17 protein-coding genes are annotated in these 17,660 nt (G+C 64.8%); 14 read left to right on the top strand and 3 right to left on the bottom strand.

Features of this window, described 5'->3' with window-relative positions; all coding sequences use genetic code 11:
- Positions 1–84: 84 nt before the first annotated feature.
- Positions 85–237, bottom strand: coding sequence for a hypothetical protein (locus ACFPN9_RS30335; RefSeq protein WP_465247896.1), 153 nt, complete (start codon positions 235–237; stop codon positions 85–87).
- 890 nt (positions 238–1,127) lie between these two features.
- Here ACFPN9_RS30335 and ACFPN9_RS21325 point away from each other — a divergent pair.
- Positions 1,128–2,105, top strand: a complete 978-nt coding sequence (locus ACFPN9_RS21325; RefSeq protein ID WP_082732745.1) for a LysR family transcriptional regulator — start codon at positions 1,128–1,130, stop codon at positions 2,103–2,105.
- A gap of 287 nt (positions 2,106–2,392) precedes the next feature.
- Here ACFPN9_RS21325 and ACFPN9_RS21320 read toward each other — a convergent pair whose 3' ends face one another.
- The gene (locus ACFPN9_RS21320; RefSeq protein ID WP_156450762.1) at positions 2,393–3,181 is read right to left on the bottom strand and encodes an IclR family transcriptional regulator; all 789 of its coding nucleotides are present in this window, start codon (positions 3,179–3,181) and stop codon (positions 2,393–2,395) included.
- A gap of 269 nt (positions 3,182–3,450) precedes the next feature.
- Here ACFPN9_RS21320 and ACFPN9_RS21315 point away from each other — a divergent pair, with 269 nt between their 5' ends.
- From ACFPN9_RS21315 to ACFPN9_RS21255, 13 genes are all read left to right on the top strand, one after another.
- On the top strand, positions 3,451–3,651 hold the full coding sequence (locus ACFPN9_RS21315; RefSeq protein ID WP_067988199.1) for a tautomerase family protein: 201 nt from the start codon (positions 3,451–3,453) through the stop codon (positions 3,649–3,651).
- Between the two features lie 87 nt (positions 3,652–3,738).
- The gene (locus ACFPN9_RS21310; RefSeq protein WP_377817561.1) at positions 3,739–5,727 is read left to right on the top strand and encodes a flavin-containing monooxygenase; all 1,989 of its coding nucleotides are present in this window, start codon (positions 3,739–3,741) and stop codon (positions 5,725–5,727) included.
- A 51-nt stretch (positions 5,728–5,778) separates the two neighbouring features.
- Positions 5,779–6,828, top strand: coding sequence for an ABC transporter substrate-binding protein (locus ACFPN9_RS21305; RefSeq protein WP_067988208.1), 1,050 nt, complete (start codon positions 5,779–5,781; stop codon positions 6,826–6,828).
- 35 nt (positions 6,829–6,863) lie between these two features.
- Positions 6,864–7,688: an ABC transporter ATP-binding protein gene (locus ACFPN9_RS21300; protein ID WP_067988210.1), complete on the top strand. Its 825-nt coding sequence runs from the start codon at positions 6,864–6,866 to the stop codon at positions 7,686–7,688.
- Positions 7,685–8,503 (top strand): ABC transporter permease, encoded by an 819-nt coding sequence (locus ACFPN9_RS21295; RefSeq protein WP_067988214.1) that lies wholly within the window; start codon positions 7,685–7,687, stop codon positions 8,501–8,503. Before ACFPN9_RS21300 ends, ACFPN9_RS21295 begins: the two co-directional genes overlap by 4 nt.
- 82 nt (positions 8,504–8,585) lie before the next feature.
- Positions 8,586–9,404: an alpha/beta fold hydrolase gene (locus ACFPN9_RS21290; protein ID WP_082732748.1), complete on the top strand. Its 819-nt coding sequence runs from the start codon at positions 8,586–8,588 to the stop codon at positions 9,402–9,404.
- A 51-nt stretch (positions 9,405–9,455) separates the two neighbouring features.
- Positions 9,456–10,229, top strand: coding sequence for an alpha/beta fold hydrolase (locus tag ACFPN9_RS21285; protein ID WP_067988218.1), 774 nt, complete (start codon positions 9,456–9,458; stop codon positions 10,227–10,229).
- A 68-nt stretch (positions 10,230–10,297) separates the two neighbouring features.
- The gene (locus ACFPN9_RS21280; protein ID WP_067988221.1) at positions 10,298–11,089 is read left to right on the top strand and encodes an SDR family NAD(P)-dependent oxidoreductase; all 792 of its coding nucleotides are present in this window, start codon (positions 10,298–10,300) and stop codon (positions 11,087–11,089) included.
- 11 nt (positions 11,090–11,100) lie between these two features.
- On the top strand, positions 11,101–11,898 hold the full coding sequence (locus ACFPN9_RS21275; protein ID WP_377817560.1) for an SDR family NAD(P)-dependent oxidoreductase: 798 nt from the start codon (positions 11,101–11,103) through the stop codon (positions 11,896–11,898).
- Between the two features lie 53 nt (positions 11,899–11,951).
- Complete coding sequence (locus ACFPN9_RS21270; RefSeq protein WP_067988226.1) at positions 11,952–12,980, top strand: extracellular solute-binding protein; 1,029 nt, start codon at positions 11,952–11,954, stop codon at positions 12,978–12,980.
- 100 nt (positions 12,981–13,080) lie between these two features.
- Positions 13,081–14,106, top strand: coding sequence for an extracellular solute-binding protein (locus tag ACFPN9_RS21265; RefSeq protein WP_067988228.1), 1,026 nt, complete (start codon positions 13,081–13,083; stop codon positions 14,104–14,106).
- Positions 14,107–14,219: 113 nt separating this feature from the next.
- The gene (locus tag ACFPN9_RS21260; RefSeq protein ID WP_067988231.1) at positions 14,220–15,848 is read left to right on the top strand and encodes an ABC transporter permease; all 1,629 of its coding nucleotides are present in this window, start codon (positions 14,220–14,222) and stop codon (positions 15,846–15,848) included.
- Positions 15,845–16,942, top strand: coding sequence for an ABC transporter ATP-binding protein (locus ACFPN9_RS21255; protein ID WP_377817559.1), 1,098 nt, complete (start codon positions 15,845–15,847; stop codon positions 16,940–16,942). Before ACFPN9_RS21260 ends, ACFPN9_RS21255 begins: the two co-directional genes overlap by 4 nt.
- A gap of 342 nt (positions 16,943–17,284) precedes the next feature.
- On the opposite strand, the gene ACFPN9_RS21250 is transcribed toward ACFPN9_RS21255, so the two are convergent.
- On the bottom strand, positions 17,285–17,660 hold a 376-nt coding region (locus ACFPN9_RS21250; protein ID WP_377817558.1), incomplete at its 5' end, for an IS3 family transposase.

Raw genomic sequence — 17,660 nt, 5'->3', positions numbered from 1 at the left:
CCCGAAAGGGGTCAGCCTATCCAATGGCCGACTTTTACGCCGCCCGCGCCGGCACAAACGCAGGCGCTCCACTGGATGGTTTTCTCACCGCCGTGCACACTTCTCGATGAATGCCGCGCCAGAGGCCATCGCCACGGCCTCGGCGATGCATAGCGACGTCTTGCCCGTGCCACCCGCGGCGATCGTGAGCGTGACCTGATGCCGCTGATAGGCCGGCCCGAAGAGAAATTCACGCATCCGCAGCTTCGCTCCTTTCAGGGCACGATAAGGTTGGGGAACCAGGAAGGCCGGACCGGCCACATCAGGAGGAGGCGAAGCTGGGTTGGAAACAGACATAGCGGAGCCAGCATTCGAACCGCCGGATAGGGTTGGCTTGTGCATGGTTTGGACAACTCTCGGATAGGGGGAGGAGACGGCGGCCCGCGAGCGCGCCGGTAGAGCCGCGCTGTTCCCTCTCCCGAGAGGCCGGGCTACAGCGCGGAATGGTCTGGCGACGGTGTTTCAAGAGCAGGGCGAGGACTAATCGCTCGAGGGAGGAACCCGTCGCCTGACGAAATCGAACCAGATCGAGCGCTTTGGTGAGCGCCAGCGTCCGCGTCGCGGCTCCGACCCGACGCCGGCTACAAAATTCCCCTCTCGACACGCCGGGTTTCGCATTGGCTCGATCCCATGCCGGATCGCGATCGCGTCGTGCCCGTCGTCGAACCTCGCATGCCAACGGAGCACTGGGGTTCCATCGGGGTTGAGGAGGCCGGTCTCCCGGAGCAGTTCGTGATCGGCGTCGCATGAACGCAACGCCTCCTCCAGGGCTCCGACCTGGGCAGCACGCCCCGCCTCCCGAGCCGCCGCCATTGCAAGCGCGTCGCTCAGCTGCTTCTGACCCCAGTTTAACCAGCCAGGGACGTCGATAGGCGTGGCGCGAGCCGTGCGGCTCGTAGGGTACGGATGCCAGGTTCTTTTAAAATGCATGACATCGCCCCACCTTCATGGCTCAGTGGCCGCCCCTACTCGGCGGCACCGCCCTAGTCGCTCGCGATTACGCAGGTCGGGTGCCATAAGGTCGATTAACGTTTGCGTTCCATTATAGGCGCAAGGCGTTCCACTTTGTACGCCGGCAGATCAAAGTCATGGCTCGCGACACCTTCAGCAAATCACCTCGAATCGACCGAATGAGCTGGGACGATCTGCGGCTGTTCGCGCTGGTCGCCCAAGAACGCAGCATCCGGCGAGCTGCCGCGCGGGCGGGCGTCGGGGCCGCGACCTTGTTCCGGCGCATCGGCGAATTGGAGCAACAACTTGGTGCCAGGCTGCTCAACCGGTTGCCAGAGGGCGTTTCTCCAACTCTCTTTGGCCAACGGGCATTGGCCCTGATCGATCAAATGGCCGCTCCGGTATACGGCCTTGATCAATTGGCGGCAGAAGTCCGCGGAGACCGCGCTTTCGTGTCGATCACGGTGACGCAGGGCCTCGGCGTAAACTGGCTAGTCCCGAACGCAGCAGCCTTTCACAAAGCAAACCCCACGATCGGCCTGGATTTTCGCATTGCCAACGGCGTCGCCGACATCCTGAGATTCGACAGCGATATCGGGATTCAGATGACGCCACCCAGCGTGCCGGAGCTTGTAGCGGGGAAACTGGGCCGCATGCATTTCGAACTATTCGCCTCACAGGCCTATCTGGATCTATATGGGTGCCCCGCCGACCTCGCCGAACTCAGACGGCACCGCTTCGTCGAGCAACTCGACGGCCATGTCGAGGAGGGGCACGTCGCCAACGTCTTGGGAGAGCTCCGCAACGAGCAGGTGGCAGCAAGGGTCCTGGGGAGTTGCGGGGCGATCCGGGCGATAGAAGCTGGCATCGGCATCGGAGCGCTGCCAAATTATTCCGTCGCGTTTGGCAACAAGGTGGTTCCCTTGAACCTGCCTGTGACCAAATATCGGGACATCTGGCTGACCTACAGGTCGGATGCTCGCGAGCGGGCGGCAGTGACCACGACCATCACCTGGCTGAAGGCGCTGTTCGATCCACGTCGCTGGAAATGTTTCAAGGATGAGTTGGTGCCAGCGAAGGACGTTGGGCCTATGCCTTTGGGTATCTCGGGCTGATTCTCGAGGCTTGCGAAGATCTTCGCCACCGCGATGCCGATGTTCTCATAGAGGATCGGAAGCGGCAATTACCGCTACGACACGACCCGTTGTCTCGATGGCATAGAGCACCGTGATCTGGTGGATCGCCGCCTCTGCGATCGGCGACTTTTTGTCTCATCTGCGCTCCTGAATGGCTGCGTTGACCCAGAAATCCTCCCGTCCTGCAAATCCCTAAACGGCCTCAATGGCGCTGACGCCGGACGCGAACTGGGGCTGCGCGACGGACCGCGCGTGCTGCGCCGCTCTCACGCCTCGAACGCGCATTCTGGACGACGCGCGAACTCGTCTCGCATGACAATCTCGGCGTCCTGCGCCGCCCGCATCAGGCGCTCGCCGAGCTTGGGAATGTCAAGCGCGGAAAGGCGAAAGACTGGGATGCACAGCGACAGGCCGGCGACAGGCTCGCCGCGCGCGTTCCGGACGGCAACACCGACACCGCCCACATCCTCTCGGAACGAGCCGAGATTAATGCTGTAGCCGGCGCTGCGAACGCGCGCGATCTGCATTCTCACGGCGTCGGGATGGGTGGGCGAGATGCTGGTGTAGCGAACGAGCGGCGCGCTCAGCACCCAATCGATCTGCGCATCGGGCAGGGCTGCAAGCTGCGCCAGCCCAGGCGAGACGCAATGGGCGGGGGAGCGCGTGTCCAGTGAGGTCAGCGACACCACAGGCTTGGGGGAGAGGAGCTGGTGCAGATAGACGATGTAACGCCCCTCGAGGCGCGTGAGGTGGACCGTCTCTTCGCTCTCCTCGTGCAACTCGATCATGATGGGCAGGAGCTGCTTCTTCAGGTCGATCCTGCCCCCGCGCTCGCCGGCCAGGCCGAGAGCGGCGGGCCCAAGGCTGTAGCGCAGGTCAGGCCCCTTGATGAGCCAGCCGCGTTCCACCAGGGTCGCCGCCAGCCGGAAGGTCGTCGTCTTTCCCGCTTCCAGCCGCTCGCTGAGCTGGGTGAGATTCAGGCTTCCTTCGCGCGCGAGCACTTCAAGAAGCGCAAGCGCCCTCTCAACGGAGGATAAGGTCGGCGACCCATTCACGGCCTGATCTCCAATGCCAAGGCGTTCCGATAGGAACAATGCATAGTTTCTTATAAAGAAACAATACCTGCCTGAAACGCATCCGCCTGAGCGTTTTCCCTCGAGCGACTCAGAATGTTCCTATATGTGAAATTTTATGTTGCTTATGATGGAACATCCCGCTACAGAAAGTCGTCGGGTCGTCTACGCCAACCGACTCGCCAGAGCGCGTAGAGAACGCAGACGCCGCGAAAAGCCCGCCGCACAAGCGCGGGGTCGGAGGAAGTTCAATGCCAGTGATCAGGATCAGCCACGCCGCCCAATATGACCCGGCTGCAAAAGAAAAAATCCTGAAGGAGGTCACAGCAGCCTACGCCGCTGCCGCCGGCTGTGACCCCGCGAAAGTGTGGGTAGTGCTGGAAGAGGTTGCGAAGACGGACTGGTCGACCGGGGGCACGTCGCTCGCTGCGCGCGCCGCGCAGACGTCCTGACGTCAGCGCCCTTGAAAAAGGCTCGTCGCGCCCGGGGTCGGCGCAGCGCGAGCTACGGAGTGGATGAAGCGCAAGGATCGGCGAGAAATGGTTGCTGCATGGCGGGCGATGCCCGATGAGCGCGAGGCGCAGGGCGGATTACGCAAATATGACGAGGTCTCGCCGATCACGGCTAGCCGCGAGGAAATCGAGCAGGCCGTGCAGGATGCGGACCTCCCCGCGCTTCTCGCCGCGCTCGCGATGATCACGGCGGACGAGACTTTGATCGCCGATGATCTGCGCCCGCCCACGCCCCCCATGGGCGCCTCCATCAAAGGTCAGGGCGGCATGTCCGACGAGGCGCAGGCGAAGGCGCGCTCGCTCGCCGTGCGCGCCATCGTCGCCTATCGCGACCGGGGCTCGCCCTCTCCCGAGGTGCCCGACGCGGCCTGGCTGAACCGCATCATGCGGTTTATGACCAAGGATGCGGGCGACGACTATCTGCCATTGCTGAGCTCGGAGCTCGGGCTGCCGCGCGACATGGGCGCGCCTGACTGGCGCAAGGAAGACCTCGCGCCCGGCCGCGATTTCTCGGTGGCCGTGATCGGCGCGGGCCTTTCCGGCGTCGCCGCGGCCCATCGCCTGTCCCAGTCCGGCGTCAGTTTCACTGTTTTCGAGCGTAGCGAGGACGTGGGCGGCGTGTGGTGGGCCAACCGCTATCCCGGATGCCGGCTCGACACGCCGAACTTCGCCTACAGCCTTTCCTTCGCCCAGCGCCAGGACTGGCCGCAGCAATTCTCGCGGCAATCGGAGATCCAGTCCTATATCGCCGAGGTCACCCGGCTCGCCCATCTTCGCCCGCACATCCGGTTCGGCGTCGAAGTCACGGGGCTGACCTGGGACGAGGCGGCCGCCGTCTGGCGGCTCTCGATCCGCGAGGCGGACGGCTCCAGGTCCGAACGCCGGTTCAACGCGGTGATCTCGGCGGTCGGGCAGCTCAGCCAGCCCTCGATTCCCGAGATCGAGGGGCTCGACGGCTTCAAGGGCCGCTGGTTCCATTCGGCGCAATGGCCTGCGGACATTGACGTCAAGGGCAAGCGCGTCGCCGTGATCGGCGCGGGCGCCAGCGCCTATCAGATCGTCCCCTCGATCGTCGACGAGGTCGACGCGCTGCGCGTATTCCAGCGCAACCCGCCCTGGATGCTGCCGACGCCGACCTATCATGACGACATCAAGCCGGGCATGGCGTGGCTGTTGCGCCATATCCCCTATTATGGCCGCTGGTTCCGCTTCTGGCAGTTCTGGATCGCCGCCGAGGGCCGGCTGCCGTCCGTGCAGGTGGAGAAGGACTGGAAACATCCTGTGTCGGTCGGCCGGGCGAACGAGAGGCTGCGCCAGGAGTGCATGGCGCATCTTGAGGCCCAGCTCACGGACAGGCCCGACCTTCTCGAGAAGCTGACGCCGAACTATCCGCCGGGCGCCAAGCGGATGCTGCGCGACAACGGCGTGTGGACAGCGGCGCTGAAGCGTCCCCATGCGCAGTTGATCACTGAGCCTCTCGCGCGGATCGAGGGCGACGCGATCGTCACCGCCGACGGCGAGCGTCATGAGGTCGACGTCATTGTCTTCGCCACCGGCTTTCTGGCGTCGGACTATCTGCATCCGATGAAAGTCATCGGGCGCGAGGGGCGCGACCTGCATGAATGGTGGGCGGGCGATTGCCGCGCCTATCTCGGCGTCGTCATCCCTGGCTTTCCCAACCTGTTCATGTCCTGCGGGCCGAACACCGGCGTCGTGGTCAATGGCAGCGCGATCTTCTCGGCCGAATGCGCGGTGAAATACGCAACCTCGGCGATCGGCGAAATGCTCGCGAAAGGCTATTCAGCGATTGATTGCCGCATGGAGCCGTTCGAGGCGTTCAACCGCCGGGTCGATGCGGAAAACCTAACCAAATCTTGGGGTGTCGCGACAGTGAGCAGCTGGTATCGAAACGCCGCCGGCCGCGCGTCGCAGACATGGCCGTTCTCGCTGCTTGAATACTGGCGCGTCACGCAATCGGCCGATATGGGCGATTTCGTCCTGACAAAGGCGGGCTGAGAGCGGGTTCGCCGCCGAAAAGAAAAAGCCGAAATCGGGAGGAAACCAGACATGCTGAGACGTCATCTTGTGAAGGCCGCGTCCGCGATCGCGCTGCTGGCATCCACCGGCCTCGCGCAGGCGTTCGAGAAGGTGGTCATCCAGAACGGGTCGCCCGTGCCCGCCGCGGCCTATGTCGACTATTACGTTGCCCAGGAGGCCGGCTTCTTCGCTGAAGAGGGGCTCGACGTCGCGGTGCGTTACGCGCAAGGCGCGCCGCAGGCCGCTCAGATCACGGCGAGCGGCGGCGCGGACCTCGGGCAGTTCGCCTTCGAGCCCTACCTCTATGGCTACGCGCAGGGGATGCGCGGTAAGTTCATCTTCAATTACTCGAACCACAACATCTTCTTCATGGCGGTTCCGGTCGACAGCCCGGCCCGCAGCGTCGCCGATCTCGCCGGCAAGACGATCGGCGTCTCCAACATGGGAAGCGGCTCGCTGATCGTCGCGCGCTCGATGCTGCGCGCGGCCGGCCTGAAATCCGATCCGTCGGTCTTTCTCCCGGTCGGCGTCGGCGACAGCGCGCTGCAGGCGCTGAAGTCGGGCAAGGTGCAGGCGCTCTCTTTGTGGGACGGCGGCTACGCGGCCCTGGAGCGCGCGGGCGTCAAGCTGCGCTATCTGCATCACCCCCGGATCGGCTTCATCGGCAGCGACGGGCTGTTCGTCGCCGACAGCGCCTATGACCGGGTCAAGGACCGCGCCGTGGGCATCCTGCGCGCTCTGGTGAAGGCGCGCATCTTCATGCGCGAAAACCCCGAGGCCGCGCTTCGCATCTACTGGAAGGCCAATCCGGCCTCCAGGCAGGGCGCCACCGATGCCGACGCGCTGAGGACCGGCATGGCCGAGCTCTCGTTCATGATGAATCTCGGGGACGAGACGCCCATCGACCAGATCGGCCGCTTTGATCTCGACAAGCTGACGAACTATCTCGCCGTGATGAAGGAGGAAGGTGTGCTGACCTCCGATCTCTCCGCGAAGGCGCTCGCCACCAATGAGCTGATGGATCGCGTCGGCCCGATCGACGCGCAGGCCGTCCGCGCCAAGGCGCGAGGCTGGAAATGAACACGCACGCTCTTCCCCCCGACGCCGGGGCCCCCATGCCCGGGGGCCCGGAGGCGGATCGTCTCCAGGATCGTCGTCTGGCCGGAACGACGCGGCTGATCGAGTTCAACAGGGTCGCGAAGGTGTATCGCGCCGTCGACGGGCGTCCGGTTCGCGCGGTCGATTCGGTGTCCGCGGCGATCGGGGCGGGAGAGTTCGTCTCGATCCTCGGCCCGTCGGGCTGCGGCAAGAGCACGCTGATGATGATGCTGGCGGGCCTCCTCAGCCCGTCAGAAGGCGAGATTCGCTTCAAGGGCGAGCCGGTCTTCGGACCGCAGGAGGGATGCGGCATCGTGTTTCAGGATGCGGTGCTGTTTCCCTGGCGAACGGTCCTGTCCAACGTCATGCTGCCCGGCGAGGTGCGGGGCCTGCCCAAGGCCGAGCAGGAGCGTCGGGCGCGTGCCATGATCAGGCTGGTCGGCCTGGCCGGCTTCGAGACGAAGTTCCCGCACGAACTCTCGGGCGGGATGCAGCAGCGCGTCTCGATCGCCAGGGCGCTGTCTCTCGAGCCCTCGCTGCTGGTGATGGACGAACCTTTCGGCGCGCTCGACGCCATGACGCGCGAGCAGATGAATCTCGAGCTTCAGCGCATCAGCCTCGACCTGGGCGCGACGGTCGTGTTCGTCACCCATTCGATCGCCGAAGCCGCGTTTCTTTCCGACCGCGTCTTCGTCATGTCGGGCCGCCCCTCGACCGTGCGCGAGATCGTCGACATCGACATTCCGCGGCCGCGGCGCATCGAGCAGATGAACAGCGACGCGTTTGGCGGATATGTCTCGCGGCTGCGCGACCTGCTCGACCACAGAGGAGAGCCCGCATGAAAGCCTCGGCCACGACGCAGGAACTGCGGCCCTGGCGGCCTGTGTTCACAACCCCTCGCGGACTTCCCGCGATCATCTGCACCATCGTCGCGCTTGCGCTCTGGCAGGCGAGCGTCGCTTTGTTCGACGTGCCCGCCTATGTGATCCCCGCGCCCGCGACGGTGGCCGCGCGCATCTATGAGGACCTCGTCTCCGGCCTGATCCTTCCCCACTTCTGGATCACGTTTGTCGAGGTGATCGTCGGCTTCGCCATGGCGGTCGTCCTGGGCATGGGGCTTGGCGTCACCATCGGCCTGTCGCCGGCGATCGACCGCGCGATCTATCCGCTGCTTCTGGCTTTCCAGACCATCCCGAAGGTGGCGATCGCGCCCCTCCTGATCATCTGGTTCGGCTACGGGCTTCATTCAAAGGCGGTGATGGCGGCGCTGATCGCCTTCTTTCCGATCCTCGTCAACGTCATCGCAGGGCTCAGAACGACGGACCAGCGGCGGCTGTTGCTGATGAAATCGCTGCGCGCGCGCCCGCTGCAGGTCTTCACGAAAGTCCGGCTGCCGGGGATGCTGCCCTATCTCTTCGCGGGCCTTGAGGTCGGCATAGTGTTCGCGCTGATCGGAGCGATCGTCGGCGAATTCGTCGGGTCCTCGGTGGGGCTTGGCAGCCTCATCATCCAGCGACAGGCGGTGATCGACGTCGCGGGCGTGTTCTCCGTTCTCGCCTATCTCTCCGTGATGGGGCTTCTGCTGAGCCTCGCAGTCAAACTCATCGCCAGCCGAACGGCCTTCTGGGAGCGGCCGCCGGAGACGACGAACCGCTGAACCAACTTTCCTCGGGACGCCATGCTCGCGCGCCAGGCCACGGCGCCGCGTCGGCGCCACTTTGCCAAAAAAGGGCTGATCCATGCCAATCGCGACATCCAACGGCCGCAGGCTGAACTATGAACTTCAAGGAAACGGCGACGCCGTCCTGATGTTCGCCAGCTCGCTCGGCACGAGCTTGGAGCTCTGGGATCGGCAGACCGAGGCGCTCGCGCCGCATTTTCAGGTCCTGCGTTACGACTATCGCGGCCACGGCCGTTCCTTCCCCAGCGGAGAGGCGGCGAGCGTCGCTGATTTCGCCGCCGACGCTCTGGCGGTCATGGACGCCGCCGGGGTCGGGCGGGCGCATTTCATCGGCCTTTCGCTTGGCGGCATGATCGGCCAGCATCTGGCCCTGCATGCGCCCGGGCGATTGCTCTCGCTCACGCTCTGCGCGACGGCCGCCTATCTGCCGCCGCCCGACGCATGGGAGCAGCGCGCCCGCAACGCGGTGGTCCAGGGCATGGAGCCCTTCATCGAGATTTCTCGCGGCCGCTGGTTCACGCCGCATCTTCTCGCCTCCGCGCCCGACGTCGCAGAGGGCGCGCTCGCCCAGCTCGCGCATGTCGATCCGGCGAGCTACGCGGTCGCCTGCCGGGTCATCCGCGATTTCGACCTGCGCAGTCGCGTGAGCGAGATCAGACTGCCCGTGCAGCTCATCGCCGGCGAACAGGATCCCTCGACGCCCCCTGCCGCGCTGGAGGGGCTTCGCGCGGAGATTCCGGGCGCGACCATGACGATCCTATCGCCCGCCGCGCATCTGCTGAACCTCGAGAGGCCGGACGAAGTCTCCCGCCTCATCGCAAGCTTCGCTAGACGCCATCATCCCGATCAAAGCGCTGCGCAGCCTGCCGACGCCTGATCCCCGACGCACGCCACATCGCCGCCCGGAAGGGCCAAAGGAGCCAATCGCATGTCCCATGTCGTCTCGCACCCCGTCATCGCCGGCGCATCCATCAGGATGTTTCGCGGCGGCGCCGGTCCGACCGCGCTCTTCCTGCACGGGGGCGCGGGATTGAACGTGTGGACGCCGTTCTTCAACGCCGTCTCGCAGCATCATGACCTGATCGTTCCAGAGCATCCCGGCTTCGGCGAATCCGACAATCCCGCCTGGCTCAACTCGGTCAACGACCTCACGCTGTTCTATCTCGACCTGCTGGACGAGATGAAGCTCGATCGCGTGCATCTGATCGGCAACTCCTTTGGCGGTTGGATCGCCTCCGAGATGGCGTCGCGCGATTGCGGCAAGCTCGCGAGCGTGACGCTCATCGGCCCGGCCGGCCTCGCGGCTGTGGGAGATCAGGAGGATCTCTTCCGCTGGTCCTACCCGGAGAGCACGCGCAAGCTGTTTCACAACCAGGCGATCGCTGAGCGCATCCTTTCCGCGACGCCCGGCCCCGAGCAGCTCGCAAACCTGATCAAGAACCAGACGACGATGGCGCGTCTGGGGGCGCCGGTCGGCCTGACGAATCCCGATCTCGCGCGCTGGCTGCATCGCATCACGGCGCCGGCGCATATCGTGTGGGGGCGCCACGACAATTACTGCCCGGTCGCCACCAGCGCCGCCTGGGCCGCCGCGATCCCGGGCGCGAAGACGACGATCATCGAGGACGCCGGCCATCTGCCGCATGCCGAGAAGGCCGACGTCACGGCCGAGGCCGTGCTGGCTTTCCTCAAGAACGCCTGACCCGCGGCATGGCCGCCCCGGGGCGGCCCTTCATCGCTCGATCGAGACTTTAAAAAGGAGAGCATGGCGTGCGCGTCGATGAACAACTGAAGCTGAAGGGGCAGATCGCCTTTGTCTCCGGCGCCGCCCGGGGCCTCGGCTTCGCCATGGCGGAGGCCGTCGCGGAGCAAGGCGCCCATGTGGTGATGACGGATATCGACGCGGACGCCCTGGCGAGCGCGGCGGACCGGCTGCGCGCCGCCGGCGGCGCCGTCGAGACGATCGTGCTGGACGTCTCCGATCTTGATGCGATCACGCGCGCGATCGATGGGATCGTCGCCGCGCATGGACAGATCGACATCGTTTTCGCCAATGCGGGCCTCTCGGCCGGGTCGGGGCCGCGCACCGAGGCCGGCGCCATGGCAAATGTCGATCTCGCGCGCTGGAACGCGCTGCTCAACATCAATCTCACTAGCGTTTTCGTCACGATCCGCTCGGCGGCGGCGCATATGATCAAGCGTCGGCAAGGGCGTATTATCGTCACAAGCTCCATCGCGGGCCTGCGCGGCGAGCCCATGTGCGGCTACGCCTACGCCTCGACCAAGGCCGCCGTCGCCAATCTCGTGCGTCAGTCGGTGATCGAGCTTGCGCCACACAATGTCAATATCAACGCGATCGCGCCCGGTCCGTTTCTGACCGACATCGGCCAGGGACGGTTGCGCGATCCCCATGTAGCCAGCCAGTTCGTCGCCGACGTGCCACTTGGCCGCCTCGGCTCGCCCCACGAGATCAAGGGGCTCGCGCTGCTGCTCGCCTCTCCGGCCTCGAGCTTCATGACCGGCGCCGTCATCCCGATCGACGGCGGCGCCAGCGCCTATTGAGGTCCCACACCATGGCGAACACACAGATGAGCGGACACGGCGTCCCCGCCGGCGAGGTTCTTGCTGGCAAGGTCGCGATCGTCACCGGCGCGGCGCAGGGGCTGGGCGCGGGCTTCGCGCTGACGCTTGCGAAAGCCGGCGCGCGCGTCGTCGTCGGCGATCTCTCCGACGTTTCCGTGACCTGCGCGGCGATTGCCGATATCGGCGGCGAAAGCCTCGGGGCGTGGCTCGACGTGACGGACCCCGCCTCGGTGCGCGGCGTGGTCGAGGCCGCCCGTGCGCGTTTCGGCGGTGTTGACATACTCGTCAACAACGCCGCCATTTCGGGGCAGTTGCAACTCACGCCGCTGACGGAGTTGAACAGCGCCGACTGGGATCGCGTGATGGCCGTGAATGTTCGCGGCGTCTTCGAATGCATCAAAGCCGTCGCCCCGCTCATGCAGGAGCGCGGCTACGGCAAGATCATCAACCTGGCCTCCGGCACCGCAATCAAGGGATCGCCCGGCCTTGCGCATTACGTTGCCTCGAAAGGTGCGGTGATCTCTCTCACGCGCGCCGCGGCGCGCGAGCTTGGCGCGCAGGGCGTGCGCGTCAACGCGCTCGCGCCGGGGCTGACCATGAGCGAGGCGATGATCGCCAACCAGAGCTGGACCAGGGAAATGGTGGCGAACAACATCGCCAGCCGGGCACTCAAGCGCGAAGCCACGCCTGCGGACCTGATGGGCGCGCTGCTCTTTCTGGCGAGCCCGGCCAGCGATTTCATCACAGGTCAAACGCTTTCCGCCGACGGCGGTTCCGTCATGAACTGACGCATGAAGCGACGCTAACGCGGAACAGCGCGAAACAGGGAGAGAACGTCACAATGAGAACGCCATTTGCAGCCCTGCAGGCCGCGGCCATCGCCGCGCTCGCCCTGCTCTCCTGCGCCCCTGCGGCCAGCGCGCAGGAAAAGGTCGTCGTCTACACCGTCACGCCTTTTCCCGAGATGAATCGCCGCATCAGCGACGAATTCACCAAGCGCACCGGCATCAAGGTCGAGTATCTCAACGTGCCGGCGGTCGGCACCCTCGCCGCGCGCATCCGAAGCGAGAAGGACCGGCCGCGCGCCGACGTCTTCGCGACCGCGCCCGTCGATTTCCATGAGGCGCTGGCCAAGGACGGCCTGCTGACGCCCTATCTTTCCCCTGGTCTCCCGCCCGATGCAGTGGCCAAGGGCTATGCGGACGCCAAGGGCAACTGGACTGGCTGGTTCGCCACTGCGACGGCGATTTTCTGGAACACTAGCCAGTTCAAGAAGGAGATCGGGGAAAACGCCAAGCCGCCGCAGACCTGGGATGATCTGCTCAAGCCGGAATTCAAGGGCAAGCTCGTCAGCGCGAACCCGCAGACCTCGGCCGTCGGCTTCGTCCAGCTCGCCACGCAGATGTTTCGCCTGGGAGAAGACAAGGCCTGGGACTATGTCAAGGCCTTCGCCGCCAACTCGGCCCAGTTCACGCCCTCGGCTCCGATCGTCGTGGCTCTGGTCGAGAAGGGCGAGGTCCCGGTCGGCGTATTCTGGCTCAGCGACATTCTGACAGCGAAGGTCGGCCGCAACCAGCCGCTGGAGGTCATGGTTCCGCCCGACAACGCTGTCGCGATCTGGGCGGCCTCGATCGTCAAGGGCGGGCCAAACCCTGAGGGGGCGAAGAAATATATCGATTTCCTCACCTCCGAATTCGTGCAGGACACTGCGGCGAAGGTCGCCTTCTATCATCCCCTCAATACGAAAGTGGCGCCGCCTGTCGGCGCGCCCTCGCTCACCGAAATGAGCGTCGTGAAATACGACATGGAATGGGCGACCGCGAACATGGACCGCCTGCGCAAGAAGTGGGGCGCGGTCACCGGCCAGTGACGCGCGGCGCGCTTAAGACGCGAAGGTCGGCCGCCGCCAGATCGGCGGCCGGAACACAACAAAGGCGCGAACCTGCGCCGATGCGGGAGGCAAAGTCGAATTGAAGAAATATCTCAACATGCAGATGGCCGCGGCGCTTCTTGCGCTCACCCTGTTCCCGGGCGCAAGCGCGATCGCGCAGGAAAAGATCGTCGTCTACACGGTCCTTCCGATCGCCGAGATGAACCGTCGCATCAGCGACGAGTTCACGAAGCGGACCGGCGTCAAGGTCGAGTATCTCAACGTTCCCGCGGTGGGCACGCTGGCCGCGCGCATCCGCAGCGAGAAGGACAGGCCGCGCGCCGATATCTTCGCGGCCGCCCCCATCGATTTCCAGGAGGCCCTGGCCAAGGACGGGCTGCTGGTTTCCTACAAGTCGCCGAACCTTTATCCGGACGCCGTCGCGAAGGGATACGTCGATCCCAAGGGATACTGGACCGGCTGGATCGCGACCGCCACGGCGATCTTCTGGAACACGACCCAGTTCAACAAGGAGTTTGGCGACAAGGTCGCCCATCCCAAGACCTGGGACGATTTGCTGAAGCCTGAATTCAAGGGCAAGCTGGTCGCCGCCAATCCGCAGACCTCGGCCATCGGCTTCATCCAGCTTGCGACGCAGGTCTTCCGGCTCGGCGAGGACAAGGCGTGGGAATACACCAAGACATTCTCCGCCAATGTCGCTCAGTTCACGCCTTCGGCGCCGATCGTGGTGGCGCTTGTGGAGAAGGGTGAGGCGCCGGCCGGCGTCTACTGGCTTGGCGACATCCTGACGGCCAAGCTCAACCGGGGCCAGCCGCTTGATTACGCCATACCGCCCGACAACGCCGTCGCGATCTGGTCGGCCTCGATCGTCAAAGGCGGCCCCAATCCAGAGGGCGCGAAGAAGTTCATCGACTTCCTCACCTCCGAATACGCCCAGGACATTGCCGCCAAGGTCGGCTTTTTCCACCCCCTGAATCCCAAGGTCGCCCCGCCCGTCGGCGCGCCGTCGATCGCGGACATGAAGGTGGCGAAATACGACATGGAATGGGCGACGGCCAACATGGACCGCGTCCGCAAGAAGTGGGGCGAGGTTTCGGGCCAGTAACCCGCCCGCCCGCCGGCTAACGGAGCCGGCGCCCCGACGCGGCGCCGGCGCTCCGCAGCGACGAACTCAACGGAACGATCATGTCAATACTGGCGATGCGACGATTGGGAATCATGACAGGGAACGGCGGCGACGTCCGGATCGAACGGGGAGTCGCCGCGCTCTATGTGTTCGTTCTCGCTTTGCTCGTCGTTTTCGTCGTGTTGCCGACAATTGCGGTGCTGCGCTTTCCCGGCGTTGAGGACTACATCAACATGATGGGCAACGCGCGATGGCGGCGCGCGGCGACCAATACGGTCGTCATAACGCTGCTGTCGACATTTTCCTCTACGGCGATCGGCTTCGCCTTCGCCTTCGCGGCCACGCGTCGGGACATTCCCGGGGCGCGCTTCTTCAGCCTTCTGAGCCTGGCGCCGCTCTTTGCTCCGCCTTTCATGATCGCCTTCGCCTATCTGCTTCTGTTCGGGCGGCAGGGATTGATCAGTCGTCATTTGCTCGGTCTCGATCTCGACATCTTCGGCTGGACGGGTCTGTGGCTGGCCCAGACCATCGCCTTCTTTCCGCTTGCGAGCATGATCCTGAAAGGCGTGCTGGAAGGCATCCACCCCAGCGCCGAGCAGGCCGCGCTGACGCTTGGCGCGACAGAGGGTCAGGCGCTGCGCACGATCACGCTTCCGCTTGTCGCGCCGGGACTGATCGGCGCGATGCTCGTCGTCGCGATCACCGTGCTGGCGGATTTCGGCAACGCCGTCGTCATCGCCGGGAACTATCCCGTGCTGGCCACAGAGGCGTGGTTCATGATGGAGGGGCTCGCCGATCTCAAGGCGGCGGCCGTCGTCGTCGGCCTGCTGCTCGTCCCTGCGGTGGCGCTCTTCGTCGCGAGCCGGCGTCTGCTCGGCGATCGCCGCTATTCAACCGTCACCGGCCGCGGCGGGACGATGGAGCAGATCAAGACGCCGGCCTTGCTGAAATGGCTGGTGGTCGGCGTCTGCTCGCTGGTCAGCGCTGTCGTGGTCGTTCTCTATCTGGGCATCGTCTATGCGGGTCTGGCGGACACATGGGGCTCGGACTGGTCGCTCACGCTTCGCCACTGGAAAGAGGCCTGGGCCTATGCCGACGCGCTCTGGTCGAGCATTCTCGTGGCGGCGCTCGCGGGCGCGGTGACGGCGATTCTGGGGCAGCTTGCGGCCTTCCTCAAATCGCGCGCCCTGCCGTTCCGGCCGGTTCTGGATTTCCTTGCGGTTCTGCCCGGCGCGCTACCTGGCGTGTTCATTGGCGTCGGCTTCGTTCTGGCCTTCAACAAGCCGCCGATCGAACTCGCCGGGTCGATTTGGATCGTCGTGTTCGCGCTCGGCTTCTGGCATTTGCCGCTCGCCTATCAGGCGACGACTGTCGCGCTGGACCAGATTCACCGCAGCATCGAGGACGCCGCGCGCGATCTCGGCGCCGGCGAACTGAGGCTTGTCGCCGATGTCTATGCGCCGCTGCTGGCGAAGGTGCTTCTGGCGTCCTTCCTGCAATCCTTCGTGCGCTCTGTCAGCAATATCAGCGTCGTCGTCTTTCTCGTGGCGCCCGGCAATGTGATGGTGACCTTCGTCATCCTGCAGATGATCGGCGGCATCGACTGGAGCGGCGCCGCCGCGCTCACGACCTTCCTGCTGCTTCTGACGTTCCTCTGCATCGGCGTGGCCGCGCTGGTCGTGGGACGCACCACTTCATTCTCGCGAGGATTCCAGCCATGACAATGCCACTGATGGCGACCGAGCAAGCCGCCAGCGCGCCTGACGCGGCGTTCGACGCCCATGTGCGCCTAATCGGCGTTACAAAGCGTCTCGGCGATTTTGTGGCCGTCGACGACATTTCGCTCGACATCGCGCGTGGCGAGATGCTGACGCTTCTCGGCCCTTCGGGCTGCGGCAAGAGCACGACGCTGCGGCTTCTGGCGGGGTTTTATCAACCCACGCAGGGTGAAATCATTCTTGACAGCGCCAACATCACGCGGCTAGCGCCCAACCAGCGCCAGATGACGATGGTGTTTCAGGAATACGCCCTGTTTCCGCACCTCAGCGTCGCGGACAACATCGGCTACGGCCTCCAGCGCAGACGTGTGAACGCCGCGGAGGCTGAAAAGCGCATCGCGGAGATGCTCGATCTGGTTGGGCTCGGCGGAGCGGGCCTCAAACATCCCCACCAGCTATCGGGCGGCCAGCAACAGCGCGTCGCCCTGGCGCGCGCGCTCGCTGTCGATCCGCAGGTGCTGCTACTCGACGAGCCGCTGTCGAACCTGGACGCGCGGCTTCGTGTGCGGTTGCGCGAAGAGATCGTTCGGCTGCAACGCGTGCTGGGAAAGACGATGGTCTTCGTCACGCACGATCAAGAGGAGGCGCTTTCGATCTCCGACAGAATCGCCGTCATGCGGGACGGACGCATCGAACAGCTCGACGCGCCGGAGCAGATCTATTTCCACCCCCGCAATCGATACGTCGCGGAGTTTGTCGGAACGGCGAATTTCCTGCCTGTCGAGATCGTAGATGACGCGGCGATCCGCGTGGGATCGAACGTCCTCCCCTTCCCGGCGCGGCACGTGTCCGGCAAGCCGTCCTTGATGGTGCGGCCGGAATGTCTGCGGCTTCTGGCCACGAGCGAGGCCGGTTCGGCGCATACCCTGTGCGGGCGGATCGAACGCAAATCATTTCACGGTGCGACCGCGCGCTACTGGGTGCAGACGCCGATCGGCGAACTGATCGTGGATTGCCCGGCGCCCGCCGCCCCTGCGGTCGGCGAGGAGGTCGGCGTGCAGCTCGATATCGCGCGCGCCCATCTGATCGGCGATTGAGGCCACCGCCCCATCATTCCGCGCGGCGAGCCTGTCGCCACGCGGAATGATAGGGGGCGATCTGCGAGCTGCTACGGATCCCAGGGAAGTCGAAACTGGTCGAAGCGATCAGCTAGCCGCTCAGTTCGCTCTCGGTATTGAGGATGCGGCCATCCTTGTAGTCGCCGTGCAGCTTGAGCATATAGCAGGTGCTGTGTGAGAGGCTCAAGCGCCAGACCATACACCAGAGACGCTTGCAGCATCAGCTGCAGGCCACATAACCTCAAATCCAGATAAGCCAGACACTCCGTTCCTGAGGCGCCGCAACAGTGAATAGCCCCGAGTTTCGTGGACGCCTTCGGGCTACATCTGGTGCTGCCGTTCGAACTCGACGGGTGACAGCATCCCATTCCTGACATGCTTGCGTCTGGGATTGTAGAACATCTCGATGTAGTCGAACACGTCCTGCCTTGCCTCTTCGCGCGTTCGGTAGGTCTTGCGGCGTATCCGCTCCCGCTTGAGCAGGTTGAAGAAGCTTTCTGCTACCGCGTTGTCGTGGCAGTTCCCGCGCCGGCTCATCGAGTGCTCAAAATTGTGGTGCTTGAGGAAGGCAGCCCAATCCATGCTGGTGAACTGGGAGCCCTGGACGCCCTTCTGTTTGTCAAGCAGCGATACGTGTCGCGTTGATTTCCTTCTGGCGCTGCATGATGAGGGCGAAGACCTCGCGAGCAAGGTAGCG

Source organism: Allobosea massiliensis (genome assembly GCF_042655245.1).
Classification (GTDB): Bacteria; Pseudomonadota; Alphaproteobacteria; order Rhizobiales; family Beijerinckiaceae; genus Allobosea; species Allobosea massiliensis.
This window is presented reverse-complemented; position numbering and strand designations above follow the sequence as displayed.